The organism is Nocardiopsis algeriensis (assembly GCF_014203695.1).
GTDB lineage: Bacteria > Actinomycetota > Actinomycetes > Streptosporangiales > Streptosporangiaceae > Nocardiopsis > Nocardiopsis algeriensis.
The window spans coordinates 42,215-63,320 of record NZ_JACHJO010000013.1; the positions used below are offsets into that span (position 1 = coordinate 42,215).

Here is a 21,106-nt window from a genome sequence, read left to right on the forward strand (position 1 = left end):
CCCGCCCCGCCGGAGCGGGGCGGGGTCAGGCCGCGGGACCGGTCCGGGCCAGGTTGCGCACCATGGCCACCCGCGGCAGTACGCGGATCGGCGCCTCCGCGGCCCACACCCGTTCCAGGCCCGGCCCCCACTCCTCGCGCGCCCACACCGAGAAGCCCCGTGCCGCGTACCAGGGGGCGTTCCACGGCAGGTCGCGGAACGTGGTGAGCGTCATCCGGTCCCCGCCCGCGGCCGCGGCCTCCGCGCACACCGCCTCCAGGAGGGCCGACCCGATACCGCGCCGGCCGGACGAGGGGTGCACCGCCAACTGCTCCAGGTGCGCCGACCCGTCCACGGCGACCGTCGCCGCCAGGCCGACGGGCGCCGCGCCGGAGACGGCCACCAGCACCCGCCCGGCATGCTCCAGGAGCTCCCGGGGGTCGTCCGGCGGCAGCACCACCCCGGCGTCGGCGAACAGGGTGTCCGCGGCCAGTGAGACCTCCACCAGCCGGGGCACGTCCCGAGGCCGCATCTCCCGTATCTCCATGCCCTCCATTCTGGCGGCCCGGCGGGCGGGACGCGGCCGGTGCGCCGATCATCGATACTGGGGCCGATGAGACTCACTGTGTTCTGGCGCAACATGCACGATCAGTTCGGCGAGGCCTACGCCGAGAGCCTGGCCAAGGACTACGTCCTCGAGGGCCTGGGCTCCCGGACGGTCGACCAGGCCCTCGCCGACGGCGTGGCCGCCAAGGAGGTCTGGCGGGCCGTGTGCGACGCCTTCGACCTTCCCGCCGCCGCCCGCTGAACCCGCCCCGCGACACGCCGCGCCCTCCTGCGTTCGCCCCCATATCGAACACGAGTTCGGGTAGTGTGGGTTGTCCACAGGCGAACGCCGGGCGTCGCGAATGTCGCACCGACCGCGTAGCGTCGTGCGCACCATGAAGAAAAAGGCATCAACCCAACAGGGGTATCCCGTGGCATCTGGAGACCGAGACAAGGCTCTCGAAACAGCCCTCGCGCAGATCGAGCGGCAGTTCGGCAAGGGCTCCGTCATGCGCCTGGGCGACGACGACCGCCCGCCGATCGAGTCGATCCCCACCGGGGCGATCGCCCTCGACGTGGCGCTCGGCATCGGCGGGCTGCCCCGCGGCCGCATCGTGGAGATCTACGGCCCCGAGTCCAGCGGAAAGACGACCGTGGCGCTGCACGCGGTCGCCAGCGCGCAGAAGGCCGGCGGCATCGCCGCCTTCGTCGACGCCGAGCACGCGCTCGACCCCGAGTACGCCAAGAAGATCGGCGTCGACACCGACAACCTGCTGCTCTCCCAGCCGGACACCGGTGAGCAGGCGCTGGAGATCGTCGACATGCTGATCCGCTCCGGCGCGGTCTCCATCATCGTCGTCGACTCCGTGGCCGCCCTGGTGCCCCGCGCCGAGATCGAGGGCGAGATGGGCGACAGCCACGTGGGCCTCCAGGCCCGGTTGATGTCCCAGGCCCTGCGCAAGATCGCGGGCGCCCTGCACCAGACCAACACCACCGCGATCTTCATCAACCAGCTTCGCGAAAAAGTCGGTGTGATGTTCGGGTCTCCCGAGACCACGACTGGTGGGCGGGCGCTGAAGTTCTACTCCTCGGTGCGGCTCGACGTGCGGCGCATCGAGACGCTCAAGGACGGTACCGACGCGGTCGGCAACCGCACCCGCGTCAAGGTCGTCAAGAACAAGGTGGCGCCGCCGTTCAAGCAGGCGGAGTTCGACATCCTCTACGGTGTCGGGGTCTCGCGCGAGGGCAGCCTGATCGACCTCGGCGTCGAGCACGGCATCGTGCGCAAGTCCGGGGCCTGGTACACCTACGACGGCACCCAGCTCGGTCAGGGCAAGGAGAACTCGCGCAACTTCCTGCGTGAGAACACCGACGTGTCCGACGAGATCGAGAAGAAGATCAAGGAGAAGCTGGGCGTGGCCGTCAAGGGCGACGACAGCGCCTCCTCCGCTCCCGCGGAGGCGGCTCCGGCCGAGCCGGCCAAGGAGCCCGCCGCCAAGGCCCCCGCCAAGCGGGCCGCGGCCAGGACCCCGGCCAAGGCGCCCGCGCCGGATGCGTGAGCCGGAGCGGGCCGTGGACTCCTCCGCCGACCTCTCCCCGGGCGCCGAGCCGCCCGGGGAGGACCCGGTGGGCAAGGCCCGCGCCCTGGCTCTGCGGATGCTCACGCACTCTCCGCGCACCCGCGCCCAGCTGGCGGCCGCCCTGTCCCGGCGCGGCCACGACGAGGAGGTCGTCGCCGCGGTCCTGGAGGAGTTCGACGAGGCGGGCTACGTCGACGACACCGCCTTCTCCCGTGCCTGGGTCTCCTCCCGCCACCACGGCAGGCGCCTGTCCCGGCGCGCGCTGGCCCGCGAGCTGCGCACCCGAGGTGTGGAGGAGGACACCGTCCGCGAGGCGGTGGCCGAGATCGGCGACGGGGACGAGGAGGAGGCCGCCCGCGACCTGGTCCGCCGCAGCCTGGCCACCAGTCGGAGCCGCCCCTACGAGACCCGCGTGCGCCGCGCCCTCGGCGTGCTCGCCCGCAAGGGCTACCCCTCGGGACTGGCCTACCGCCTGGTCCGCGAGGAGCTCGAACACGAGGGCGTCGAGGCCGACCTGTACGGCCCCGACGCCTGATCTCACCCGTCGGCGGGGGCGGGAGCCCCGGCCTCTTCCGCCGGGGTGCCCTCCGGAGGGGTGGCGAGCGGTTCGGCGGCGTCCGCCTCGGGATCGGGCTCGGGGCGCGGCTCGGGCGGCGCGGTGGACAGTTCCAGGGGCGGCACGTCGGCCGTGAAGCCGAACACCCGGGCGTAGAGCGCCAGCTCCGCCTCCAGGGAGCGCCGAAGGGCCTCCCGGCCCCGGAACCCGTGGGCCTCCCCCTCGAACTCCAGCAGCGCGTACGGCACGCCCCGGCGCCCCAGGGCGGTGGCCATGGCGAAGGCCTGGTCAGGGGTGACGACGGGATCGTCCAGACCCTGGAGCAGCAGGACGGGGACGTCGATCTCCCCGCTCCGGTTGACGGGGGAGCGTTCGCGGTAGCGCTCGACATATCCCGGCAGGATGCCCACGAGCGAGTCCAGGAAGCGGGACTCGAAGTCGTGGGTGGTGCGGGTGAGGGCGAGCAGGTCGGTGACGCCGTAGTAGGAGGCGCCGCAGGCGAACGTGTCGCCGGTCAGCGCCATCAGCGTCGTGTACCCGCCGGCGCTGGGTCCGCGGATCGCCAGCCGCTCGGGGTCGGCCGTGCCCTGCTCGACCAGGGCCCGGGCGACCGCCACCGCGTCCTCCACGTCGACCACGCCCCACTCCTTGTGCAGCCGCTTGCGGTAGGAGCGGCCGTAGCCGGTGGAGCCGCCGTGGTTGACGTCGACGATGCCGATGCCGCGGCTGGTGAAGTAGGCCTTGACCGGGTCGAAGGCGCGTGTGCTGTGGGAGACGGGGCCGCCGTGCACCCACACGACGTAGGGTGCCGGACCGTCGGCCTCCGCCTCCGGGTTCAGGGGCGGATAGACAAGGGCGTGGACGGGGGAGCCGTAGCGGTTGCGCAGGGTCTCCTGGCGGGGGACCGGGAGGTAGGCCGGGTCTGGCGGGTCCTCCGCGGAGCGGCGCAGCACCTCCACCGCGCCGGTGACCGGGTCCAGGCGCACCAGGCTCTGGGGGACGGTGGGCGAGGAGGCCACGGCGACCACCGACGTGCCGTCGGTGTCGAGCATGGACCAGGTGGTCAGGTCGGTCGCCACCGGCTCCAGGTCCAGGGTGTCGGGGTCGTACACGCACGGAACCAGGTCGGCGCCGCCGTGGAGGGCGACGACCTTCCCGGAGTCGAGGAGGCAGAAGGAGCGGTTGCCGAGCAGGCCCGGGGGAGCGTGGAACTCCTCCTCGGCGGGGTAGAGGGCGATGGCGGGCCCCACGAGCCCCACCTGGTAGAGGTTCCACCAGCCGGGCCAGTCGGAGGCCACGTACAGGCTCTTGTCGTCGGCCCACACGGGGGAGAGCACGGACTCCTCGACGCCGCCCTTGAGGGTGTACTCGCCGGTGAGTCCGCCCTCCTCCAGGATCCCGGCCCGCAGTTCCGTGCCGTCCCAGGGCATGCGCGGGTGGTTCCAGCGGACGTAGGCCAGCCGGGTGCCGTCGGGCGAAGGGGTGGGGGAGGCGTAGAAGTCCGCGCCCGAGACGACCTCGCGGACGGCGGCGGGGTCGGTCGCGCCGCGGCCGGAGAGCGGCACCGACACGATGGAGCGGCGGACGGTGCCCGCGGTGTGCTGCTCGCGCACGCACAGGACGCTGCGCCCGTCGGGGCCGAGCACGGGGTCGGCGTAGCGCAGCGCGGCCTTCTCCGCGGGTTCGGGGGTGAGGGGGAGGGGGGTCTCGGCGCCGTGTTCGAGCAGGTACAGGCGCTGGTCGTCGGCGCAGGCGAAGACGACGCCCATCCGGACCAGGGCCTTGTCGTCGCGCCGGGGCACGGGGCGGTAGGAGCGGCCCCCGTACTCGTGCACGCGGGTGCCCACGCTCCAGGGGGCGGGCAGGAGTTCGGTCACCCGGCCGTCGGCGCCGCGCCGCATGAGGGTGCGGCGTCCCTCGTCGGGGCGGCTCTCCTCCCACCAGATCTCGTCGCCCACGACGGAGGGGAACGCGATCGCGCGCACTCCCCGGGCGACGTCGTCGGCACTGATGGGCGAGGGCCAGGAGCCGTAGGGGCTCGACAGTTCAGACATGTCCGCTCAGGAGGTGTGTGGGTCGGATCTGGTGACATGTCGACCTTAGTCCTCGCGTGCCCGCCTGTGCAGTCCCCAAGGCCCTCGCGGTACCGAAGGACGGCGGCCCCGCCGGCGCTGTGGGCGCGGGCGGGGCCGTTCCGGGGCGGGGAGGGTCACTCCTTCTTGGCGGAGGTGTCCCCGTCGTCCTCGGCGAGGGTGCGGGGCAGGGGCTCCTGGACCTTGGTCTCGACGGCGGTGCCGGTGCTGCCGGCGGGGTCGATGGGGCCGCCCTCGGTCGTGACCGGCTTGGCGGTGGCGCGGCCGCGGCGGGAGTTGCGCCGCTCCAGCCAGATGGCCAGCCGGCTCAGGGCCAGGTTGATCACGATGTAGATGACGGCGCAGACGATCGCGGCGGGGATCACGTTGCTCTCGCGGGTCGCCAGGAGGGTGAAGCTGCGCAGCAGCTCCGGGAAGGCGACGATGTAGCCGAGCGCGGAGTCCTTGAGCAGGACCACGAGCTGGGCGACGATCGCGGGCATCATGGCGGTGACCGCCTGCGGGATCAGGACGACCCACATGGTCTGGTTCCGGCTCATCCCGATGGCCTGCGCGGCCTCGGACTGGCCCTTGGGCACGGCCAGGATGCCCGCGCGGAAGACCTCCGCGAGCACCGAGCCGTTGTAGAGGGTCAGGCCGGTGACGACGGCGGCGAGCGCGGTCACCTGGAAGGTGCCGGTGGGGATGTCGAAGACCTGCCAGGCGACGATCGGCAGCGCCATCGTGAAGAAGATGAGGATCAGCAGCGGGATACCGCGGAAGAACTCCACGACGGCCCCCGCCGGGATGCGGATCCACGCGTGCTCGGACAGGCGCCCGATGCCGAACACCAGGCCGAAGACCAGGGCCAGGACCGAGGCGGTCAGTGCGGCGGTCAGGGTGTTCTGCAGGCCGGGGATCACGTAGGCGGTCCACGTCTCGGCCCGCAGGAACGGCGACCACATGTCCGCCGCCCACTGCCCGTCGGGGTTGACCGCCCAGGTGTCCGGGTGGAACAGGGGTGTGGCGCGGTCGGTGAGGGTCTGGTTGAAGCCCAGGTACAGGACGGCGAGTCCGACCGCGGCCAGGATCAGGGTGACGACGGTGTAGACGGCGTTGCGCGCGCGGGCCTTGGGGCCGGGCGCGTCGAACAGTACGGTGCTCTGGGTGCTCATCGGACCACCGCCACGCGCTTGGACAGCCAGTTGAAGAAGTAACCGGTCGGCAGGATCAGGATCAGGAAGCCCAGGGCGAAGCCGACGAAGGTCGGCAGGACCGGTGCGACGCCCTGGTCGAACATGAGCTTCATCTCCCGGGACGCCTCCTGGACGCCCAGCCCCGCGACGGAGGCGACGGTGGTGTTCTTGGTGAGTGCGATGAGCACGCTGCCGAGAGGCCCGACGACGGTGCGCAGGGCCTGGGGGAGGACGATCAGCCGCAGGTTCTGGGTGAAGGTCAGCCCGAGGGAGCGCGCGGCCTCGACCTGGCCGAGGGGGATGGTGTTGATGCCGGCGCGCAGGGACTCGGACACGAAGCAGGCGGTGTAGGCGGACAGGCCGATGACCGCCCACCAGAACACGTCCCACTGGACGCTGTCGGCCAGTGCCACGCCGAGGGCGCTGTTGAGGCCCAGGCCGCAGAAGAGCAGGACGAGGGTCAGCGGCGTGCTCCTGATGCCCTCCACGTAGACGGTGGCGATACCGCGCAGCAGCGGGACGGGGGAGGCCCGCATGGCGGTGAGGAGGATGCCGAGCACGAAGGACAGGAGCGCGCTGATGAGGGTGAGCCGGACGGTCCATGAGAAACCGTCGACAACCCTGTCGATATTGCTGAGAAAGGCTTCCATGGGTCCCAGCTGGTCAGGCGCCGGGAGGCGGGGCCGGAGCCCCGCCTCCCGGCGTGCGGTCGGTGGAGGAGGGGGCTACTCGCAGGTGTCGAACTCGGGAGCGCTCTCCTGGTAGGCGAAGTCGGTCTCGCCGAAGTGGGCCTCGAGGAACTCCACGGTCTTGCCCTCGTCCCACATCTTGGTGATGGCGGCGTTGACCTCCTCGCAGCGCTCGGTCGAGCCCTCGGGCAGGCCGACGCCCAGGCGCTCCTCGCCGAAGGCGTTGTTGACCATCCGGTAGTCGTCCGGGTTCTGCGCGGCGAAGCCCGCGAGGATGATGTTGTCGGTGGTCACGGCGTCGACGGTGCCGTCGGTGAGCAGCTGCAGGCACTCGGAGTAGTTGCCGGCCTCGCGCAGCTCGGCGTCGATCTCCATGTCCTCGACGATGTTGTGCGCCGAGCGCGAGCCCGAGGCCGAGCACAGGACCTTGTCGGCCAGGTCGTCGGGGGCGCCGATCTCCTCGTCGCCCGCCTGGGTGAGGATGTCCTGCTGGGCGACGTAGTAGGGGCCGGCGAAGTCGACGACCTGGCGGCGCTCGTCGGTGATCGAGTAGGTGGCGACGATCATGTCGACGGTGCCCTGCTGGAGGAACGCCTCGCGGTTGGCCGAGGCGGCCTCCTTCCACTCGATCTGGTCGGGGGAGTAGCCGAGCTCGCCGGCGATGTAGGTGGCGACGTCGACGTCGAAGCCGACGGGGGCGTCGCCCTCGAGGAGGCCGATGCCGGGCTGGTCGTACTTGACGCCGATGACGATGCCGTCGCCGCCGCCCTCTCCGCCGTCACCCCCGACGTCGGCGGTGCCGCAGGCGGTGAGGGCGAGGGCGAGGGCTGCTGCGCTGCCCAGAGCTGTGCTGACACGACGAGATCGCATGGGAGGTACCTCTTCTTCCTTCTTGGTTCGTGCGGGGAACGCTGTGCCTAGTGGGTCAGGATCTTGGACAGGAAGTCCTGGGCGCGCTCGGACCGGGGGTTGGTGAAGAACTCGTCGGGGGTGTTCTCCTCCACGATCTGGCCGTCGGCCATGAACACGACGCGGTTCGCGGCGCGGCGGGCGAAGCCCATCTCGTGGGTGACGACGACCATGGTCATGCCCTCCGAGGCCAGATCGGTCATGACGTCGAGGACCTCCTGGACCATCTCGGGGTCCAGGGCGGAGGTGGGCTCGTCGAAGAGGATCACCTTGGGGTTCATGGCCAGGGCACGGGCGATGGCCACGCGCTGCTGCTGGCCGCCCGAGAGCTGCGCGGGGTACTTGTGGGCCTGGTTGGCGATGCGCACGCGTTCCAGCAGCTCCATGGCGCGCGCCTCGGCGGCGGCCTTGCCCTGCTTGAGCACCTTGATCGGGCCGAGGGTGACGTTCTGCAGCACGGTCTTGTGCGCGAACAGGTTGAAGGACTGGAAGACCATGCCCACGTCGCTGCGGAGACGGGCCAGCCCGCGCCCCTCGGCGGGCAGCGGCTGCCCGTCCAGGGTGATCACACCGGAGTCGATGGTCTCCAGGCGGTTGATCGTGCGGCACAGCGTCGACTTGCCGGACCCCGACGGGCCGATGACGACCACCACCTCACCGGAGTTCACCGTCAGGTCGATGTCGCGCAGCACGTGCAGGTCGCCGAAGTGCTTGTTGACGTTCTCCAGCACGACGAGAGGAGTTGAGGTCATGTTGGGAACTTAATGGGTTCGCGTTGCCCTGTCATCACGAAGGCGGGGGCGCCGCCCGGAGTAGCGCACTTGTTACGATGCAAAATGCAAATTGTTACTGATCCAGAGGGTTAAATCAGCGTTTGTCCTGGAATGTGCCGGTTTCGTGCTCAAATATCTTGCACGATCCGTGACACAGAGTAGTGATTCTCTCTGTGTCGACCCGCTCTCCCCGCCTCGGGACGGCCGCCTGGGCGCGGGCGGCGGAAGGCCGCGGGGCGGGACGCCGCGCGAGCGGCGCGGTCCGCGGCACCCGTTAGCCTGGTCGGGTGAGCCAGAGTCGTACCTACCAAGTGCGGACCTACGGCTGCCAGATGAACGTCCACGACTCCGAGCGCCTCTCCGGTCTGCTGGAGGACGCTGGGTACGCGCGCGCAGCCGAGGAAACCACCGCCGACATCGTCGTCTTCAACACCTGCGCGGTGCGTGAGAACGCGGACAACCGCCTCTACGGCAACCTCGGGCACCTGCGCCCGGTCAAGGACGCCAACCCGGGGATGCAGATCGCCGTGGGCGGCTGCCTGGCGCAGAAGGACCGGGGGGAGATCGTCCGCCGGGCGCCCTGGGTGGACGTGGTGTTCGGGACCCACAACATCGGTTCCCTGCCCGCCCTCCTGGAGCGCGCCCGCGTCCGGCGCGAGGCCCAGGTCGAGATCGCCGAGTCCCTGGAGCACTTCCCCTCCACCCTGCCCAGCCGCCGCGAGTCCGCCTACGCGGCATGGGTGTCGATCTCGGTGGGGTGCAACAACACGTGCACCTTCTGCATCGTCCCGGCACTGCGCGGCAAGGAGCAGGACCGCCGCCCCGGCGACGTGCTCGCCGAGGTGCGCGCGCTGGTCGCCGAGGGCGTCAGCGAGATCACCCTGCTCGGCCAGAACGTCAATGCCTACGGCAGCGGGTTCGGCGACCGGAAGGCCTTCTCCAAGCTGCTCCGCGCCTGCGGCGACATCGAGGGACTGGAGCGGGTCCGCTTCACCTCGCCGCACCCGCGCGACTTCACCGACGACGTCATCGAGGCGATGGCCGAGACCCCCAACGTCATGCCGCAGCTGCACATGCCGCTGCAGTCGGGGTCGAGCAAGGTCCTCAAGGACATGCGCCGCTCCTACCGGCAGGAGCGCTTCCTGGGCATCGTGGAGAAGGTCCGCGCCGCCCTGCCGCACGCCGCGATCACGACGGACATCATCGTGGGCTTCCCCGGCGAGACCGAGGAGGACTTCCAGGAGACGCTGCACGTGGTGCGCGAGGCCCGCTTCGCGGCGGCGTTCACCTTCCAGTACTCCAAGCGCCCCGGCACGCCGGCGGCGACCATGGAGGACCAGGTGCCGCCGGAGGTCGTCAAGGAGCGCTACCAGCGCCTGATCGACCTCCAGGAGCGGATCTCCTGGGAGGAGAACACGAAGCTCGTCGGCACCGAGGTGGAGCTGCTGGTGGCCGAGGGCGAGGGCCGCAAGGACGGCGAGCACCGCCGCCTGTCCGGCCGCGCCCCGGACAACCGGCTCGTGCACTTCGCGGTGGGCGAGGGCGAGGAGCCGCGCCCCGGCGACATGGTGACCGTGGAGGTCACCTACGCCGCGCCGCACCACCTGGTGGCCGACTCCGGCGTGCGGAACCTGCGCCGCACCCGCGCCGGCGACGCCTGGGCGGCCCGCAACGGCCTCTCCGGCAAGGAGCAGCCGGGTGTCCTGCTGGGCATGCCGGGGATCGGCGCCCCCGCCGAGCAGCCCGCCCCGGCGGGCGGTTGCTGCGACACCTGACACGGTCCCGGCGGCCCCCGGCGTGAAGCCTGGAGGCCGCCGGCGCAGGTGTCAGCCGCGGTGGAAGGGGATCATGGTCGCCACGTCGACCAGCGTCTCCTCGGGCGCCTCGGAAGCACCGGACAGGGCGGCCTCGACCTGGCTCAGGGCACGCTCCACCAGGTCGGGGGCGTCGTAGGGCAGCCAGCGTACGCGCGGATCGCGCCGGAACCACGACTCCTGGCGGCGGGCGAAGCGCCGGGTGGCCTGCGCGGTGGCCGCGCGGGCCTCCTCCTCCGTCATCCGGCCGTCCAGCTGGGCCAGTGCCTGGGAGTAGCCCAGCGCGCGCGAGGCGGTACGGCCCTCGCGCAGTCCGGCCTCGTCCAGGCGGCGGACCTCCTCCAGCAGGCCGCGGTCCCACATGCGGTCCACCCGGACGTCGATGCGCTCGTCCAGCTCGGGGCGCGGGGCCCTCAGCCCGATCTGCGTGCACGGGTAGAACGGCGTGTGGTCGGGCAGGTTCGCGGTGAACGGCCGTCCCGTCAGCTCGACGACCTCCAGCGCCCGCACGATCCGGCGCCCGTTGCCCGGCAGGATCGCGCGCGCCGCCGCGGGATCCACCTCCGCCAGGCGGGCGTGCAGGACACCGGATCCCACCTCGGCGAGCTCGGCCTCCAGGCGGGCGCGCACCTCCGGGTCGGTGCCGGGGAACTCCAGGTGGTCCAGGACCGCCCGCACGTACAGGCCCGAACCGCCGACCAGGATCGGCAGGACGTCGCGGTCGGCGCAGTCCTCGACGCGATCGCGGGCCATCGCCTGGTAGCTGGCGACGTCGGCGGGTTCGGAGACCTCCCACACGTCCAGCAGGTGGTGGGGGACGCCGCGCCGCTCCTGCGGGGAGAGCTTGGCGGTGCCGATGTCCATGCCGCGGTAGAGCTGCATCGAGTCGGCGTTGATCACCTCGCCGCGCCGCCCCGTGCGTTCCTCCAGTCGCAGGGCCATCTCGACGGCCAGGTCCGACTTGCCCACTGCGGTCGGTCCCACGACCGCGATCACCTTGATCATCCCTCCAGCCTAGGCCGTGTTGTGTGGATGCTCTCGCCGCATCGGCGGAGCCGATCCTCCGGCGAACGGCCGGCCAGGCGTTCCGTTGCGAGGCGGGGAGCGCGGCTCGGCCCGGTCGGCCTCGCAAGCTCTCCGGCGCGGCAAGGGGGCGTCTGGCGGCCGTGCAGCCCGAGATGATCCACACAACAGGGCCTGGGTGCAGTGACCATGGAGGTCGGCAACGCCCGCTCCGGCCGGTGCGTGCGGAGAGGGGCGTGCGGACCGCGGCATCTCCCCGACGGCCGCCCGACCCCCGCGGGACGCCCGGCAGCGGCCCCGCCTTCGGCGCACGGGGCACGGCACCGGCCGGTTAGGCTGACGGCATGCGATTCGCCAAGGGCCACGGAACAGAGAACGACTTCGTGATCCTCCCCGACCCCGACGGGGAGCTCGATCTCACGGAGGAGACCGTCCGCCTGCTGTGCGACCGGCGCGCCGGCATCGGCGGGGACGGTGTCCTGCGGGTGGTGCGCACGCGTGCCCTCGGCGAGGGGCTGGCCCCGTCCGCCCGGACGGCCGAGCGGGCCGAGTGGTTCATGGACTACCGAAACTCCGACGGCAGCGTCGCGGAGATGTGCGGCAACGGGGTGCGGGTGTTCGCCCGCTACCTGCTGCACGCCGGGTACGTCGAGGGTGACCGCTTCGAGGTGGGGACGCGCGACGGTGCCAAGCAGGTGACGGTCGAGACCGACGGCGACATCACCGTCGGCATGGGCCTGGTGGAGATGCAGGGCTCCTCCTCGGCCGAGCTCGCCCGGCAGGTGGTCCACGGGACGCAGATCTCGGTGGGCAACCCCCACCTGGCGTGCGAGGTGCCCGGGCCCGTCTCGGAGGTCGACCTGTCCGTACCGCCGGTGCTGGACACCGAGGCGTTTCCGGACGGCGCCAACGTGGAGATCTACAACGAGGTCGCGCCGGGTGTGCTGGAGATGCGCGTCCACGAGCGCGGCTCGGGGGAGACCCGCTCCTGCGGAACGGGCATCGTCGCCGCCGCCGCGGCCGCCACCCCGCCGGGGGAGAACGCCGTCTGGCGGGTGCGCGTGCCCGGTGGCGAGTGCACCGTGACCCTGGACGCGGACGGGGTCCGGCTGAGCGGCCCCGCCGTCGTCGTCGCCGAGGGCGAGACCTCCCTGGTCTGAGACGGCGCGGGTGTCCCGTCCGCTGTGCGGTCCGGGCGCCCCGCGGTACGACGGCGCCCCCTGTCCTCGGACAGGGGGCGCCGCTGCGGTTCCGCGGGGGCTACGGCATGCGCTCGTAGGCCGGCAGGGTGAGGAAGTCGACGTACTCGTCGGCGAGCGCGACCTCGGAGAACAGCTCCTTGGCCTGCTGGTAGAGGGCCTCGTCGAAGGCCTCGCCGAGGGTCTCGCGGATGGTGGCGAGCTCCTCGTCGATGACCTCGCGGACCAGCTCGGCGGTGACCTTCGGGCCGTCGTCGAGGGTGACGTCGTTGTGCAGCCACTGCCAGATCTGCGAGCGGGAGATCTCGGCGGTCGCGGCGTCCTCCATCAGGTTGTGGATGGCCACCGCGCCGTTGCCGCCCATCCACGTGGCCAGGTACTGGAGGGCCACGTTGATGTTGTTGCGCAGACCGGTCAGGGTGACGCCGCCCGGGGTCTTGTCGACCGCGAGCAGGTCGGCGGCCGAGACCTCGACCTCGGGGCGCTGCTTGTCGATCTGGTTCGGGCGCTCGCCCAGGACGCCGTCGAAGATCTCCATGGCGACCGGGACCAGGTCGGGGTGGGCCACCCAGGAGCCGTCGAAGCCGTCGCCGGACTCACGGGACTTGTCGTCGCGGACCTTGGCGAAGGCGGTCCTGTTGACCTCCTCGTCCCTGCGCGAGGGGATGAACGCGGCCATGCCGCCGATGGCGTGGGCGCCGCGCTTGTGGCAGGTCTTGACCAGGAGCTCGGTGTAGGCGCGCATCATCGGGGCGGTCATCGTGACGGCGTTGCGCTCGGGCAGCAGGAACTGGCGGCCGCGGGTGCGGTGCGTCTTGATGATGCTGAACAGGTAGTCCCAGCGGCCGGCGTTGAGGCCCGCCGAGTGCTCGCGCAGCTCGTAGAGGATCTCCTCCATCTCGAACGCGGCCGGGATGGTCTCGATCAGGCAGGTGGCGCGGATGGTGCCGCGCGGGATGCCGAGGCGCTCCTGGGCCGTCACGAAGATGTCGTTCCAGAGGCGGGCCTCCAGGTGGCTCTGCATCTTCGGCAGGTAGAAGTAAGGGCCCCGGCCCTTGTCGATCTGGCGCTGGGCGCAGTGGAAGAAGTAGAGCGCGAAGTCGACGATGCCGCCGCTGGTGCGCCGGCCGTCGACGAGGATGTGCTTCTCGTCCAGGTGCCAGCCCCGCGGGCGCACGACGATGGTGGCCAGCTCCTCGTCGTCCTTGAGGGCGTAGGTCTTGCCCTGGGGCGAGGTGAAGTCGATGGTGCGGTCGAGGGCGTCGCGCAGGTTGAGCTGCCCGCCGATCATGTTCTCCCACAGCGGGGTGTTGGCGTCCTCGAAGTCGGCCAGCCACACCTTGGCGCCGGAGTTGAGCGCGTTGATGGTCATCTTGCGGTCGGTGGGACCGGTGATCTCCACGCGCCGGTCGGTGATGCCGGGTGCCGGCGGGGCGACCTTCCAGCTATCGTCCTCGCGGATGTGCTTGGTCTCGGGGAGGAAGTCGAGGTCGGCGCCGGCCGAGATCTGCTCCTGGCGGGTCCTGCGGGCGGCGAGGAGCTCCTGGCGCCGGTCCTCGAAGGCCCGGTGCAGCTCGGCGACGAGGGCGAGGGCCTCGTCGGTGAGGATCTCGTCGAACCGTTCGTGGAGGGGGCCGGTGATCTCGACCCCGTTGGTGGCGCCCATGGCAAACCTTCCGCAATACGAAATAAGCTTCTGGTATGTGGAATATGAAGGTACCGCTGCGGGTGGGCGGGGTCAACGGCGACCCCACCTCGGACAACACCGAATTTTTCAGGTCCGGAAAAGCATCTCAAAGTTCTCGGGAGAACTTCAGGTGTTCTTTGCCGTCTGCGTTCCTCCGCCGGTCCGGAGCGGGACCCGCGGGGCCCGGTGGCACGCCGCGCGCGGCCTGCGATAATTCAGGTGCCCCCGAGGCGGTCACGTGTCACTATCGACGCGAGACGCCGCGGCCTCGCAGCCGCGGGAAGAATCGCGGCGGTGGGCGCGTTGACCCAGCTGGAGGGATATGAATACTGCTGACACCCGCGGAGGCTTCCGAGACGGCCAGGAGGCCGGGGAGGAGCTCCGCGAGGGGATCGCCGTCAGGGACGGGATCGACACCGAGGACGCGCCGGGCTCCGGCGGCGACCGACACGACTTCAGGGACGACGCCCCGAACCAGGGCGAGATGGAACTCGCCGACCGGCACGCACTGCGCCGGGTCCAGGGGCTGTCCACGGAACTCACCGACGTCACCGAGGTCGAGAACCGCGCGCTGCGGCTGGAACGCGTCGTCCTCATTGGCGTGTGGGCCGGCAGCAACGGCACCCAGGCCGACGCCGACAACTCGCTCACCGAGTTGGCCGCGCTGGCCGAGACGGCCGGTGCGCAGGTCCTGGAGGGCCTCACCCAGCGCCGGTCCAGGCCCGACCCCGCGACCTACGTCGGCAAGGGCAAGGCCGCCGAGCTGCGCGACATCGTCGAGGCCACCGGCGCCGACACCGTCATCTGCGACGGAGAGCTCACACCGGGCCAGCTGCGCCAGCTGGAGGAGACGGTCAAGGTCAAGGTCGTCGACCGCACCGCGCTGATCCTCGACATCTTCGCCCAGCACGCGCGCAGCAGCGAGGGCAAGGCCCAGGTCGAGCTCGCCCAGCTCAACTACCTGCTGCCGCGGCTGCGCGGCTGGGGTGCCACGCTGTCCCGGCAGGCCGGCGGATCCGGAAGCGGCTCCGGCGGCGGCGTGGGCCTGCGCGGTCCCGGTGAGACCAAGCTGGAGACCGACCGCAGGCGCATCAACGACAAGATGGCCAAGCTGCGGCGGCAGCTCGGCCACATGCGCACCGCACGCGACGTCAAGCGCGACGTCCGGCGCACCCGTGAGGTGCCCTCCGTCGCGATCGCCGGCTACACCAACGCCGGCAAGTCGAGCCTGCTCAACCGGCTGACCGGTGCCGGCGTCCTGGTGGAGAACGCCCTGTTCGCCACCCTGGACCCGACCGTCCGCCAGGCGCGCACGCCCGACGGCAGGGCCTTCACGCTCAGCGACACCGTCGGATTCGTCCGGCACCTGCCGCACCAGCTGGTGGAGGCGTTCCGCTCCACCCTGGAGGAGGTCGCCGACGCCGACCTGATCCTCCACGTGGTCGACGGCTCGCACCCCGATCCCGAGAGCCAGATCAGGGCCGTGCGGGAGGTGTTCGCCGACATCGAGGCCACCGGTGTGCCCGAGCTGATCGTGGTCAACAAGGTCGACGCCGCCGACCCCGACGTCCTCAAGGCGCTGCGCACGCGCCATCCCGGCATGGTCGGGGTCTCCGCCCGCACCGGCGAGGGGGTCCCCGAGCTGGTGGAGGCGCTCGCCGAGGCGCTGCCCGAGCTGGCGCACGAGGTGAGGGCACTCGTCCCGTACTCGCGCGGGGATCTGATCGCCAAGGCGCACGAGACGGGCCGTGTGCTGCGCGAGGAGCACACACCCGAGGGCACGGAGCTGCATGCCTTCGTCCCCGAGCATCTCGCGGGCAAGCTGGAGGAGTACGTCCTCAGCACCGCCTGACGACGTCTCCGCGACCCGGCCCGGGCACCTCGCCCGGGCCGGGTCGCGTGTGCGGGCCCCACCGCCTCCGGGAGCGGCGTCCGCCCTCGCGGCCTGCCGTGCCCGCGGTGCCGCACACCGATGCGCGCACCTTCCCCGGCCCCGCCGCGATGCGGCAGAAGGCGGGCGTACCGGCCGTCCCCGTACCCTCTTCCGAAGGGGCGCCGGAGGCGGAAGGCACCTGGTTCCGAACCGGACCCACCTGCGGGAACATCCCCTTCCGGGACCCGGAGATCGGTATCGAGGTCTCTGGAGAGGTGTACACGGGCTCCGGGGATGGTCTACCGTTCTGGACACCGGCCGCTGTTCCCCGAGCAGCCGACGCGACCCCGCGGTCGTCGTCACGGCTCCGCGGCGGTGCCCAGGCCGCGCCACCGGCTCCCACCGGATCGTTCCAGAACAGCAACGAGGTCGCCATGCCCGCCCGTGTCCCCCACGATCCCGCCTCGCGGCCTGTTCGGCCGTACTGACCGGCGGGCATCCCATGACGGTCGTACTCCTCAGCAACATCGGTCGGTTGTGGACCGGTAGAGAGATGCTGACCAGGGCCGCGCTGCTCATCGACAACGACCGCGTGGCGTGGGCGGGGCCCGCCGCGGAACTGCCGCAGCGGCTTCCCGGCGTGTACGAGGACATCACCGACGTCGACGAGCTCGTCAACATCGGCGGCGGCCTCATCACCCCCGGCCTGGTCGACGCCCACTGCCACCCCGTGTACGCGGGCGACCGCTACGCCGAGGTCAACATGTGGGCCAAGGGGGCCTCCAAGGGCGACATCTTCGCGGCGGGCGGCGGCGTCTCCACCACCGTCACCATCACCCGGGGCACCGACCCCTGGACCCTGTGCAACGCGGTCCGGGAACGGCTGCGCCACTGGGTGATGACCGGCACCACCACGGTGGAGGCCAAGACCGGCTACCACCTGACCCGCGACGGCGAGCTCGCCGACGTGCGGCTGCTGCGGTCCCTGGAGGAGGAACCGGGAATGCCGCGCCTGCACGTCACCTTCTTCCCCGCACACGGCGTACCGCCGGAGTTCTTCGGGCGGCCGCGGGAGTACGTGTCGGCCGTCGCCTCCTGGCTCGGCGACGCCGCCATGGCGGGTGCCGACGGGGTCGACGTCTACTGCGACAACCAGCAGTTCACCACCGAGGACGCGCGCATGCTGCTGGGTGTGGGCCGGGCGGCGGGGCTGCGCACCACCATGCACGCGTGCTCGCGGCCCCGGCACGGTGCGGTGCGGATGGCGGCGGAACTCGGCTGCACCTCGGTGGACCTGCTGCACGAGACCGACGAACAGGACGTCCTCGCCCTGGCCGCCACCCGCACCCCGGTCGTGGCGTGCCCGACCACGTCGCTGCACGAGCGCCGTACGCCGCCGGTACGGGCACTGCTCGACCACGGGGTGCCCGTCGGCCTGGGCACCGACCACAACCCCGGACTGACCGGGGCCATGTCGATGCCGCTGGTGATGTCGCTGGCCATCTCCATGTTCGAGATGACCGTCCAGGAGGCGCTGCACGCCGCCACGGTCGGCAGCGCGCACGCCCTGGGCCTCGGCGACCGGGGCATGATCGCCCCGGGCAGCCTGGCCGACCTCGTCCAGTGGGACGCCGACCACGAGGGCGCCTTCGCCTGGTCGATGGGCCTGCCGGCGCTGCGTGTGTGGCAGGGCGGCCGCACCATCCGCTGACACGGGGCCCCGCGCGGAAGGGCCGGGAAGCGCAGGCGCCGGGGGCGGAGAGGCCCCGCCCGGATCTCTCGGGAGCGGGGGTCAGCGCATGCCGCGGGCCCGGGCGATCTCGATGACGGCGCGCTCCAGCGCGTACTCGGGGTCGCGTCCGGCGCCCTTGATGAGGGCGTCGGTCTCGGCGACCACCGCCATCGCCCGGCTGATCCCCGCCGGGCTCCACCCGCGTGCCTGCTGCCGGAGGGTGCGCAGCTTCCACGGCGGGACCTTGGCGCGCTTGGCCAGCTCCGCGTCACCGGTACCGCGCGGAGGCGAGGCGGCCACCGCCACACCGCGCACCGCACCGGCCAGGGCGCTGTTGAGGAGCACGGGCGCGGTACCCACCGACAGCGACCAGCGCAGCTGCTCCAGGGCCTCGGGCAGGCGGCCCTCCACGGCGCGGTCGGCGACGGTGAACCCCGAGGCCTCGGCCCGGCCCGAGTGGTAGCGGGCCACGGCGGCGGCGTCCACCTGCCCCTCGGTGTCGGCGATCAGCTGGGTGCAGGCCGCGGCGATCTCGCGCAGGTCGGTACCGACCGCGTCCAGGAGCGCCTGCGCGGCGTCGGCGGAGATCCGCCGCCCCGCGGCGGAGAACTCGCCCTTGACGAACGCCAGCCGCTCCGCCCCCTTGGAGGGGCCCTTGCAGTCCACCCGCCGGGCCCCGGCCTTGACCGCGGCCTGCAGCAGGGCCTTGCCCTTGTTGCCGCCCGCGTGGGTGAGGACCAGGCTGACGTCGTCGGCAGGGTTCGCGAGGTAGGCGGTGACGGTCTCGGCCAGGTCCTTGACCAGGTCCTGGGCGGAGCGCAGGACCACCACCCGGCGGTCGCCGAACAGAGAGGGCGAGGTCACCTCGACGACGGTGGAGGGGCCCACCTGGGAGGGCAGCAGGTCGTGGACGTCCACGTCGGGATCGGCCTCCCGAGCCGCGGCCACGACGGCGGCGACGGCCCGGTCGACGAGGAGCTCCTCGTCGCCGACGATGAGCGTGATCGGGGCGGGTGCAGGCATACCCCGAGCATGCCACGTCCCGCGGACACCCGTACGCGCTCCCGGGCGTTCGGCGGCAGGGGAACTGCCCGCGTCCGCGGCGACCGGCCCCAGGCAGGCCCCTCCCCGGCCCGTGCCGCTCCCGAGGACCGCGGACGACGGCCCGCGCGGGGGACGTGCCGTCTCCGCCGAGGACGGCGATGTCGCCGTGCAGATCGGTGCGCAGGTTGACCGGCGCGATTCCGTGCAGCACGTTCTCGGTGAACGGCGCCGGATGCCCGTAGGGGTTGCCGGCGCCCACGGAGGTCAGGGTGACGTGGGCGTCGGTGGCCTCCAGGAACCGGGGGATCTGCGTTCCCGCACCGTGGTGCGGGGTGGTCAGCACGGTCACGGCCAGCAGGTCGGGGTCGGGCCCTGCCAGCAGCCGGGCCTGGGCCTCCTGCTCGACGTCCCCCGTCAGCAGTACCGACAGGTGGGAACTGTCGGCGCGGACCACCGCCGAGGTGTTGTTGACCGACCCGCGGTACCCCGGGGCGGGCCAGAGCACCCGGAGCAGCCAGGGGCCGAGGCGCAGCGACCGGCCGCGCTCGGCGTCCTCCACCCGCACGCCCGCCTCGGTGAGGAGGCCGCCCACAGGGGTGTCGGAGAACCCGGGCGGAGCCAGGGCCGTGTGCACATCGCGGTTCCTCAGCACACCGGGGGCGCCGTCCACGTGGTCGGCGTGGTCGTGGCTGAGCAGCAGGAGCGGTACCTCGTGCACCCCCAGGCGCTCGAGGCAGGCGTCCACCGCCCCCGGATCCCGCCCTGTGTCGGCGACCACCGCAGACCTCCGCCCCACCGACAGCACGAACGCACTGCCCTGCCCCACGTCGCAGGCGGCCACGGCCCACCCCGGCGGAGGCCAGCCGCCCGGCAGGCAGCGGACGGCGAGGCCGAGGACCAGGACCGCCGCCACGGCGGCGGCGGCCGTGCGGCGCCACCGCCCGCGGGTGAGCAGCAGCACGCACAGGACGGCGGTCAGCGCCAGCGCGCCTGCGGCGTCGGAGCGCCAGGGCACCGCCCCGTGGGGGACCTGCGCCCCCGCCTCGGCCACGGCGGCGATCCACGCCGCTCCGAGCCCCGGCAGGGGCGCCGCGACGGCCGCCGCCCCCGGGGCCACCGCGGCCAGGGCGGCGAGCACGGACCCCGCGACGGTCACGGCCGCCACCACGGGGGAGGCCAGGACGTTCGCCGGGACGGCCACCCACGACAGCTCGCCCGAGAGCAGCACCAGGACCGGGGCGACCGCCACCTGCGCGGCCGTCGCGACCGCGAACGCCTCGGCCACCGGCCGGGGCAGCCTCCGCGACCACGCCCTGCTCCACGGCGGCACCAGCAGCAGGATGCCCGCCGTCGCCAGCACCGACAGGGCGAAGCCGAACGACGACGCCAGCGACGGGGCGACGAACAGCACGCCGACCACGGTGACGCCCAGCGCGCCGAGTCCGGCGTGGGCGCGTCCGGTGGCCAGCGCCAGCAGCCCCACCGAACCCATGAACGCCGCGCGCACCACACTCGGTTCGGGGCGGCACACCAGGACGAACAGCCAGATCACCGCGGCACCGCCGAGCACGGTGCACCACGGCGGTGCCCGTACCAGCCGGGCCGCGGCCAGGGCGAACCCGGTCAGGACCGCCAGGTTGGCCCCGGAGACCGTCAGGAGGTGCGTCATCCCGGTGGCCCGGAAGTCCTCCGCCGTCCGCGGCGGGATCTCCGAGTCGTCGCCCACGATCAGTGCGGGAAGCAGGCCGCGCTCGGGCTGCTCCAGCCCCGCGGCGGCCTCGTGCAGCCCCGCACGCACCCGCCCGGCCATCGCCTGCGTCCGCGACGGTGCGCCGATCTCCTCCGGCGGCCCGCGCACCAGCACCAGCGCCGCGGTGAACGGGTCGTCCTCGGCCTCGACGAACAGGCCCCGCGCCCGGAAGGGCTGCCCCGGCAGCAGGCGGGCCCACTCCTCTCCCGAGGCCATCACCACGACCGGAACCCGTGGGCCGGGGGCACCGTCCCCCACCCGTGCGGTGCGCGCCTCCACCACCCACTCCGCCCGCCCCGGCCGGGGGTTTCCCGTCCGGGCGCGCGGATCGGCGCTCACCACCGCCGAGAACTCCGTCTGCGCCCGCTGCACCGCGGCCTCCTTCGCCGCGCTCGACGACACGCGGTGCACGTGGATCCCGGTCACCACCGCCACCGTCGCCGCGCACCCCAGGCTCGCGACCACGCCGAGCACCAGCGCCTCCGCCGGCACGCGTGCCGTGAGGAACAGCAGCAGGGCCGCGGCCCCTGCGGCTCCGCCCGCCCACCACGCCACCTGCGGCGGAATGCCCGGAACGGCCAGTGCCGTGAGCCAGGCCGCCGCCGCGGGCACCACCAGCCTCAGGTCCGCCGGGCGCCCGAGCCCGTGTCCGTCGGTTCCCAGCCAGGCGACCACCCGGTCCTC

At 72.5% G+C, this 21,106-nt stretch carries 16 protein-coding genes and 1 pseudogene; 7 read left to right on the forward strand and 10 right to left on the reverse strand.

From position 1 onward, the window contains the following. Window positions 1-25: 25 nt before the first annotated feature. The gene (locus FHS13_RS19495) at window positions 26-511 is read right to left on the reverse strand and encodes a GNAT family N-acetyltransferase (RefSeq protein WP_184293454.1); all 486 of its coding nucleotides are present in this window, start codon (window positions 509-511) and stop codon (window positions 26-28) included. An 81-nt stretch (window positions 512-592) separates the two neighbouring features. Here FHS13_RS19495 and FHS13_RS19500 point away from each other — a divergent pair, with 81 nt between their 5' ends. From FHS13_RS19500 to FHS13_RS19510, 3 genes are all read left to right on the forward strand, one after another. Continuing rightward, window positions 593-787, forward strand: coding sequence for a DUF3046 domain-containing protein (locus FHS13_RS19500; protein WP_184293406.1), 195 nt, complete (start codon window positions 593-595; stop codon window positions 785-787). Window positions 788-956: 169 nt separating this feature from the next. Then, complete coding sequence (gene recA / locus FHS13_RS19505; RefSeq protein WP_184293407.1) at window positions 957-2,084, forward strand: recombinase RecA; 1,128 nt, start codon at window positions 957-959, stop codon at window positions 2,082-2,084. Further along, on the forward strand, window positions 2,077-2,640 hold the full coding sequence (locus FHS13_RS19510) for a regulatory protein RecX (RefSeq protein ID WP_184293408.1): 564 nt from the start codon (window positions 2,077-2,079) through the stop codon (window positions 2,638-2,640). Before recA ends, FHS13_RS19510 begins: the two co-directional genes overlap by 8 nt. Window positions 2,641-2,642: 2 nt before the next feature. On the opposite strand, the gene FHS13_RS19515 is transcribed toward FHS13_RS19510, so the two are convergent. From FHS13_RS19515 to FHS13_RS19535, 5 genes are all read right to left on the reverse strand, one after another. Then, window positions 2,643-4,715 carry a S9 family peptidase gene (locus FHS13_RS19515; protein WP_184293409.1) on the reverse strand — a complete coding sequence of 691 codons (2,073 nt, stop codon included), beginning with the start codon at window positions 4,713-4,715 and terminating at the stop codon, window positions 2,643-2,645. A gap of 155 nt (window positions 4,716-4,870) precedes the next feature. Then, window positions 4,871-5,908: an amino acid ABC transporter permease gene (locus FHS13_RS19520; RefSeq protein ID WP_184293410.1), complete on the reverse strand. Its 1,038-nt coding sequence runs from the start codon at window positions 5,906-5,908 to the stop codon at window positions 4,871-4,873. Continuing rightward, window positions 5,905-6,579 (reverse strand): amino acid ABC transporter permease, encoded by a 675-nt coding sequence (locus tag FHS13_RS19525; RefSeq protein WP_184293411.1) that lies wholly within the window; start codon window positions 6,577-6,579, stop codon window positions 5,905-5,907. The genes FHS13_RS19520 and FHS13_RS19525 overlap by 4 nt, the downstream gene beginning before the upstream one ends. 75 nt (window positions 6,580-6,654) lie before the next feature. Beyond that, window positions 6,655-7,488 carry a glutamate ABC transporter substrate-binding protein gene (locus FHS13_RS19530; RefSeq protein WP_184293412.1) on the reverse strand — a complete coding sequence of 278 codons (834 nt, stop codon included), beginning with the start codon at window positions 7,486-7,488 and terminating at the stop codon, window positions 6,655-6,657. A gap of 47 nt (window positions 7,489-7,535) precedes the next feature. Continuing rightward, the gene (locus FHS13_RS19535) at window positions 7,536-8,279 is read right to left on the reverse strand and encodes an amino acid ABC transporter ATP-binding protein (protein WP_184293413.1); all 744 of its coding nucleotides are present in this window, start codon (window positions 8,277-8,279) and stop codon (window positions 7,536-7,538) included. Between the two features lie 332 nt (window positions 8,280-8,611). Here FHS13_RS19535 and miaB point away from each other — a divergent pair, with 332 nt between their 5' ends. Continuing rightward, entirely contained in the window at window positions 8,612-10,075 is a 1,464-nt protein-coding gene (gene miaB / locus FHS13_RS19540) for a tRNA (N6-isopentenyl adenosine(37)-C2)-methylthiotransferase MiaB (protein ID WP_343065094.1), read from the forward strand. A 51-nt stretch (window positions 10,076-10,126) separates the two neighbouring features. Here the strand turns inward: miaB and miaA are convergent, their stop codons facing one another. Further along, window positions 10,127-11,119, reverse strand: coding sequence for a tRNA (adenosine(37)-N6)-dimethylallyltransferase MiaA (miaA, locus tag FHS13_RS19545; protein ID WP_184293415.1), 993 nt, complete (start codon window positions 11,117-11,119; stop codon window positions 10,127-10,129). A 362-nt stretch (window positions 11,120-11,481) separates the two neighbouring features. On the opposite strand from miaA, the gene dapF reads away from it, so the two are divergent. Further along, on the forward strand, window positions 11,482-12,297 hold the full coding sequence (gene dapF, locus FHS13_RS19550; RefSeq protein WP_184293416.1) for a diaminopimelate epimerase: 816 nt from the start codon (window positions 11,482-11,484) through the stop codon (window positions 12,295-12,297). Between the two features lie 100 nt (window positions 12,298-12,397). On the opposite strand, the gene aceB is transcribed toward dapF, so the two are convergent. Continuing rightward, window positions 12,398-14,002 (reverse strand): malate synthase A, encoded by a 1,605-nt coding sequence (aceB, locus tag FHS13_RS19555; protein ID WP_184293417.1) that lies wholly within the window; start codon window positions 14,000-14,002, stop codon window positions 12,398-12,400. A gap of 343 nt (window positions 14,003-14,345) precedes the next feature. Between aceB and hflX the strand changes: the two genes are divergently transcribed. Both hflX and FHS13_RS19565 read left to right on the forward strand, forming a co-directional pair. Further along, window positions 14,346-15,875, forward strand: coding sequence for a GTPase HflX (gene hflX, locus FHS13_RS19560; RefSeq protein ID WP_184293418.1), 1,530 nt, complete (start codon window positions 14,346-14,348; stop codon window positions 15,873-15,875). Between the two features lie 523 nt (window positions 15,876-16,398). Beyond that, a complete protein-coding gene (locus FHS13_RS19565) occupies window positions 16,399-17,607 on the forward strand; it encodes an amidohydrolase family protein (protein WP_184293419.1) in 1,209 nt (402 codons plus the stop codon). Between the two features lie 81 nt (window positions 17,608-17,688). Here FHS13_RS19565 and holA read toward each other — a convergent pair whose 3' ends face one another. Together holA and FHS13_RS19575 are read right to left on the reverse strand one after the other, a co-directional pair. Next, window positions 17,689-18,651, reverse strand: a complete 963-nt coding sequence (gene holA, locus FHS13_RS19570) for a DNA polymerase III subunit delta (RefSeq protein ID WP_184293420.1) — start codon at window positions 18,649-18,651, stop codon at window positions 17,689-17,691. A 124-nt stretch (window positions 18,652-18,775) separates the two neighbouring features. Continuing rightward, window positions 18,776-21,097, reverse strand: a pseudogene (locus FHS13_RS19575) (ComEC/Rec2 family competence protein); the annotation flags it as partial. Window positions 21,098-21,106: the final 9 nt, after the last annotated feature.

Bases quoted from the DNA above. Each gene is read 5' to 3' on its own strand.
- FHS13_RS19495 (WP_184293454.1), bottom strand. From the start codon at position 511: ATGCGGCCTCGGGACGTGCCCCGGCTGGTGGAGGTCTCACTGGCCGCG.
- FHS13_RS19500 (WP_184293406.1), top strand. From the start codon at position 593: ATGAGACTCACTGTGTTCTGGCGCAACATGCACGATCAGTTCGGCGAG.
- FHS13_RS19510 (WP_184293408.1), top strand. From the start codon at position 2,077: ATGCGTGAGCCGGAGCGGGCCGTGGACTCCTCCGCCGACCTCTCCCCG.
- FHS13_RS19515 (WP_184293409.1), bottom strand. From the start codon at position 4,715: ATGTCTGAACTGTCGAGCCCCTACGGCTCCTGGCCCTCGCCCATCAGT.
- FHS13_RS19520 (WP_184293410.1), bottom strand. From the start codon at position 5,908: ATGAGCACCCAGAGCACCGTACTGTTCGACGCGCCCGGCCCCAAGGCC.
- FHS13_RS19525 (WP_184293411.1), bottom strand. From the start codon at position 6,579: ATGGAAGCCTTTCTCAGCAATATCGACAGGGTTGTCGACGGTTTCTCA.
- FHS13_RS19530 (WP_184293412.1), bottom strand. From the start codon at position 7,488: ATGCGATCTCGTCGTGTCAGCACAGCTCTGGGCAGCGCAGCAGCCCTC.
- FHS13_RS19535 (WP_184293413.1), bottom strand. From the start codon at position 8,279: ATGACCTCAACTCCTCTCGTCGTGCTGGAGAACGTCAACAAGCACTTC.
- miaA (WP_184293415.1), bottom strand. From the start codon at position 11,119: ATGATCAAGGTGATCGCGGTCGTGGGACCGACCGCAGTGGGCAAGTCG.
- dapF (WP_184293416.1), top strand. From the start codon at position 11,482: ATGCGATTCGCCAAGGGCCACGGAACAGAGAACGACTTCGTGATCCTC.
- aceB (WP_184293417.1), bottom strand. From the start codon at position 14,002: ATGGGCGCCACCAACGGGGTCGAGATCACCGGCCCCCTCCACGAACGG.
- hflX (WP_184293418.1), top strand. From the start codon at position 14,346: ATGAATACTGCTGACACCCGCGGAGGCTTCCGAGACGGCCAGGAGGCC.
- FHS13_RS19565 (WP_184293419.1), top strand. From the start codon at position 16,399: ATGACGGTCGTACTCCTCAGCAACATCGGTCGGTTGTGGACCGGTAGA.
- holA (WP_184293420.1), bottom strand. From the start codon at position 18,651: ATGCCTGCACCCGCCCCGATCACGCTCATCGTCGGCGACGAGGAGCTC.